This window comes from Terrabacter sp. RAF57 (assembly GCF_052113925.1).
Taxonomy (GTDB): domain Bacteria; phylum Actinomycetota; class Actinomycetes; order Actinomycetales; family Dermatophilaceae; genus Terrabacter.
Window position 1 is genome coordinate 1 of record NZ_JBFRDT010000047.1, and the last position, 5334, is coordinate 5334.

Annotated in this window: 3 protein-coding genes; 2 read left to right on the forward strand and 1 reads right to left on the reverse strand. The window is 64.8% G+C overall.

Going from position 1 to position 5334, the window contains the following annotated elements; genetic code table 11:
- Positions 1 to 256: 256 nt before the first annotated feature.
- Positions 257 to 976: a hypothetical protein gene (locus AB4Y83_RS22565; RefSeq protein WP_442298265.1), complete on the reverse strand. Its 720-nt coding sequence runs from the start codon at positions 974 to 976 to the stop codon at positions 257 to 259.
- A 275-nt stretch (positions 977 to 1251) separates the two neighbouring features.
- On the opposite strand from AB4Y83_RS22565, the gene AB4Y83_RS22570 reads away from it, so the two are divergent.
- Both AB4Y83_RS22570 and AB4Y83_RS22575 read left to right on the forward strand, forming a co-directional pair.
- Positions 1252 to 2016, forward strand: coding sequence for a DUF7662 domain-containing protein (locus AB4Y83_RS22570; protein ID WP_442298266.1), 765 nt, complete (start codon positions 1252 to 1254; stop codon positions 2014 to 2016).
- A gap of 436 nt (positions 2017 to 2452) precedes the next feature.
- The gene (locus AB4Y83_RS22575) at positions 2453 to 3574 is read left to right on the forward strand and encodes a trypsin-like peptidase domain-containing protein (RefSeq protein WP_442298267.1); all 1122 of its coding nucleotides are present in this window, start codon (positions 2453 to 2455) and stop codon (positions 3572 to 3574) included.
- Positions 3575 to 5334: the final 1760 nt, after the last annotated feature.

Below are 5334 nucleotides of genomic sequence, written 5' to 3' on the forward strand. Positions count from 1 at the left end.
CTCATGTATCCAGCGCGGCCGGCTCGAACCCGCTCACCAGCGCTTCGGATCAGCCACTTCCCGGACCCGCGCCAACGACGCTACGCCGCACAGCCACCACGCGGAAGACCCACCTCCACGCGACCGGTTGACAACAGAAGGGAGCCGGTGTGACGCGGGTCCCCGAGCTCGCGCAAACGTCCTTCTTGCACGGTTGTCGGCGTCGGATCAGTTGTTGTGAGGACGAATGTGGCCGTGGGCCGTCTGACGCCGACGGTCAGCCGCTGCGCCCGCCCGCTCGCGCCAGGACGGAGACGCCTCCGCGTCGACGAGCTACGTGGTCATCGACGGCATCGAGTAACGCCTCGATAGCCACGCGGAGTTCTTCCAATCTTCGGAGAGTCCCCTCACCGAGGTCCTCGATAACGGTGGCGTTCCTCAAAGCATCCAATGCGCTCTGAATGCCGAGACCCTCTGCGAGCCCGTCCGACAGCAGACGCTCAAACTCCACAACGGAAATCGTGTCCGCGAAACCACCAGCACCCTCACGCCAGACGACCACCGCTTGCCCGAGCGCGGTCTGCGTCGTACGGAAGAAGCACCACGGATCCAAGCCCAACGCGTCCGAGGCGAGCACCTTACGGGCTTGCCGCGCTGCAGCAACAATGCCTGGGTCGCCAGCAAGGTGGGTGAACCGCAAGAGCTGCTGTTCCCACGCGAAGAAGCGAGCGAGAAGGAACATTGTCTCGCCGGCATACCTACCTCGCGGGTCCTGGGCACGCAACGGCATCAAACCGTTGTTATGTAGCAGGTTGTAGAGCCTGCTCTGCAGGTCTTCAGCTGCCGTCACGAAAGGCAGCAAATAGAGCGCGTCCGTAAGTTCAGCTTTCTGTTGGCGGTCGGCTCTCCGTTCCCCAGACCATCGCAACACTGCCCACCCGCCAGTCGCGGCGGCGATGAGTATGGTGACGCCTACACCGGCCCAATCCGCATCCATGTCGCGATCATCGCGCAGTTCCCGGGTGGGAAGACGGCGACATACCGGTCGCCGCCCGGTCGGCCGGGACCGGTCGAGGACTCAGCACTGCGGATGGCCGTACACGGGTGACCGAGAGTGACATCCCTCAGCCGACCGTCGCAGTCCTCGCCCGCCTCGCGGTGAAGTGACGCACCGACGGCAGGCGATCTGGGGGGTGGTTTGGCCCAGGATCGCGCGCCGGGCGCGATACTCGTTGAGTGGTGGCAACGGCAGACCTGCAATCCGCTAGCGAGGTGAACCGTGAGCTGACTGGCCTCCTCGCGACCGCGGGGGAGTGGTTGGGGTTCACGGTAGTTCTCGAGTACCCGGTTCGAGGCGGAAGGCTCGATGTCGTCTGGACCTGGACGCCGCCGGTCCCATTTCCTGGGCTGGAACTTGCCGTGCCTGTTGCGGGGTTCGAAATCGAGTCCAGTTGGCGAACCCGCAAGCACGTCAAAGGCGACCTGTTGAACTTGCAGGATGCTGGCGTGTCGTTGGGGGTCATCGTCCTCGCGGGGGACACCCAGAAAGACGAGGGGTTGCGCACGTTCACCAGCCAGCTGGTCGACCGCCCGGGGGCCAACATCTTGGTTTGGACTGCGGAGGACGTCCGAACGCTTGCTAGGGCGCCCATGCTCACTGGCAGTCTCGCCGTCCCGGTTCAGGAACCTGAGCAACCGACCGAAGACGTGGGGCCACTGGATGTCGAGCGGGACACGAGCGGGAGCGTCTTTCCCCTGAAGCAGGGCTCGGCGCTGGCCACGATCTCGCACTCCGGAAAGTACGCGGCTCTCCATCGCTGGCTTATTGCTCGCCAGGAGGACTCGCTGTCGGTCACTTTCGATGAGTTGGAAGAGCTCCTGGGCTTCCCGTTACCGACCTCGTGCCGGCATCATGTTGCGCATTGGCACAGCTATGAGGGAAGTGCCGTGGCGCGCGCCATCATCGACGCAGGATGGAAGGCGAGCCGCGTTAGCCTCGCAAACGAGACGCTCACCCTCGCTCGCGTTAAGGGTTGACCTGCCGAGTCAGGTCGTGATGCGGTGGATTGACCGTGGTCAGGTCCGCCCAGTGGCGAAAGCAGCTGGCACGTTCGCGCGGGCACTCACTGAAGCCGGACTTCGCCGCCGGGGTGTCCATGGAGTGGCGCGACCGGGCATTCGCGTTGGGTGGGATCCCCGGAAATGCGGAACGGGTCAACTGGTCCCTCCTGTTGGCTTACCCTTCGTGCGACGAGGCGATTAGCGCTGCGCGAGAGGGGTCAGCGTGTCGACATGGCGGTGGCGAAGGGCGGCCAGCGTTGCTGCGGGTATCGCGAGCTTGGCTGCGCTGGCAGGCTGCAATTTCGCCGCATCGCCGACTGCGCCGGCACCCATTGGCGCGTCACCGAAGGTTGTCCAGGCGAAGCAGGGATTCGAGGCCACCTTTCGCAGCGTTAACAGCGGGGTTGCCCGAGTGGACGTCACCACGTGCGATGGGCGCGCGCACGGGACAGGTTTTCTGGTCGGCCAGCAACTGTTGCTCACTAATGAGCACGTCATTGATGGCTGGACGGAACTCCTCGTCGAACTAGGCGAGGACGGCCAAGCCGGGACGGCGCGGGGAACCGTTGTGGGCCTTGACTCTCGCCAAGACCTGGCGGTTATTCGGCTTGACCACAGGGTCGGCGGGCATGTCTTCACGTTCATGGAGGGTCGGCCAGCAGTCGGCCTAGACGTCGCGGCAATTGGCTTTCCCAAAGACCAGCCAATGTCCCTGACGCGCGGGACGATCTCGGGGACCGGGCGTTCGATCGACACCTACTCGGACCTAATCCAAACTGACCTGGCCCTCAATCCGGGAAATTCTGGCGGTCCGTTGCTCACCGCAGAGGGCAACGTGGTCGGCGTTGCCGTCGCTGTCCGTAAGGACTCAGAGGGCATCGCCTTCGGCGTCTCTTCCGATGATGCGGCCAAACGTGCACGCGACTGGAGCGGACGCACCACGGCGTTGGGCCAGGCTCATTGTTCGCAGGTGCCCACTGCGGACCGAACTGCGCCGTCGAGCGGGTTCGCTACCCCTACGGCGACTCCCACTGCTCCTCGCTCAACTGCGGCTGACTCAACCGGCAGCTGTGACCGGACGCTAGCCACGTATCCGATTCTTCGGCAGGGCTCATCCGGCAGCGAGGTTCGGGCACTGCAATGCTTCCTGAATGACGCAGGGCTTGGCCACGTGGTGGTCGACGGTCAGTACGGTCCGCAGACGCGTGCGGCTGTGGCGCGGCTGAAATCGGCCAGCGAACGCCCCGTCTCGCATTCGGGGCGAGTCAACAACGTCATGTGGGTTGCGCTCATTTCTCGTTCGCTGGGACCTGCGTGGCTGCGCGAAGGCGACTCGGGCCCAGCGGTGCGCACGCTGCAGCGCGCGCTCCGCGCCGCTGGGGCCGGCATTGTCGTGGACGGCGAGTTTGGCCCGCAGACCAGGGCTATCGTGCGTACTTTCCAGGGCGTCAATGGACTGATTTCCGATGGCGTGGTGGGCGACCAGACACTCTTTGCTCTCAAGAGTGGCGCGGTTCTGCGGTCAGCGAACTGATACCGCGTTATGCACTCTTCCCTCGGATGACCATCCGACCCCAGGTCACCTGGCACACGCGGCGGAAAGACGCAGGGGAACGATTCGATTCGATTACACAGAGCGCGACCACGAGTCGAGGGTAGGTTGTGGCAATGTCGACGACGATCCGGCTTGACGGTTCCGACTGGGCTCCGGAGTCGCTTAGAAGGCCGCTCGTCGCGTCGCTCGCATCGGCGCAGGTCCGCGCCGAGCGACGTCGATCGGCAGGCCCTTCGGCCCTACTCGGCATCGCTGCCGTCGCATGTACCGCTGACGCCGCAAGCGCTCAAACCATGCTTCGGGACGAGCTCGCCCTTGCGACGACCAGAGCGCGCGCTTCCGTGAAAGTTGGTGCAGCGCTGGGCGACGACCATGAAGAGCCGAATACGGCCCTTGGATACCTGGCGAGCGTCAAGCTTTCCAAGACTCAACAGGCCAGGTTGCTGGCCATGCTCACCGGAGGCTCGCGCTCGACCGGCGCGTCCCCGACGGTCGTGAGTCGTCAAGCCGTGGAACGCGCAGTGGCGTCCAATGCCGTGGGTCGGCTAGCCCGTAAGGCCGTGAAGAGTGATGACCGCCCGACTGAGGCCGTGTTAGCAGCACTATTGGCGTCTTGCCTGGACGGAGCTGGCGCAGGCCTCCCGGCTCCAGTCCTTAGCTCGTGCCTGGCGCACACGTTCATGGGACCGCGGAGACAGTCGTCGGTCCAAAGGGCGTCCGACCGGCTTCTGGCTGGCGCCTATGCCACGTCTGCTTTGTCGGGCGTCGGCATCGACCTAGGGTCTGAACGATGGGACGGAGCGCCCGCCGACTGGCGCTTCCGAGCCGCCCCTTGGCTACTGCCGCTTCTTGATGCGACGACCTCGCCAGCGCTGACCCAACTCCTTGACGCCGTGAGGGCCCGAGGTTTGACGTTCGTGGCTCCCGGCGCGACTCCTTTCGGGCTTCCCGACTCTCGTGACGTCACCGAGTACATGAGGAATGTCGCGGTGGGCCAAGCGAGCGCACTGACCAAGTGGACCGATTGGCCCGTGTGGTTCGGTGGTGAACCGAAGGGGGTGCAGATCCTCCTCACCCAGGATGAGACATATGCATACAGCTGGGTCGGGCGTGGGGACCGTGGACAACTCGTTGCGTTCGACACCACCGACTTCATCGGGTGGGGACTCGATGAACAGGGCACAGTTCAGGCCCTCGCCTATGCCCTCGGCTGGTTCGTCGACGTATCCGTCAGCCTGCGGGCAACCCCGGCGGGTACGTCGACGATTAGGCGGGCCGCTGGCGGGTCCAAAGCGCGAGGAATTTCGTATAGGCCGACTCCGACATACGTTGGACAGCACGCAAACGTCGCCTCAGGCTCTCACAGCCCCCCGAAACCACATATGCGGGCCGCGCACGTGCGAGATTTGGGTAACGAGAACCCCAGCGAGGAGGCCCTAAGCCACGCGCCTGCGAAGTACCTGAGTCAGATGGGGCCGCACGACACTTGGGTGCGGAGCGCATCCGTTGGCGGCGCCGCGGCTCAGAAGGCGATGAAGGTGCACCTCGGCAAGCATTCGGCGTTGGCTGCCGCGCTCGGTCTGATGGACCGGGACTGCTGACGCTCTGGTTGACACCTGACCTGTGGCGACAGAGGCCGCCGCTGGAAGGATGTACACCATGCCTGCAGCCCACCCCAAGGAGTTCCGCGACGACGTGATCGCCGTCGCCCGGCGCGGCGAGGCCCCGCTCGGCCAGGT

Excerpts from the sequence above, each read along its gene's own strand:
- AB4Y83_RS22565 (WP_442298265.1), bottom strand. The coding sequence starts at position 976 with ATGGATGCGGATTGGGCCGGTGTAGGCGTCACCATACTCATCGCCGCC.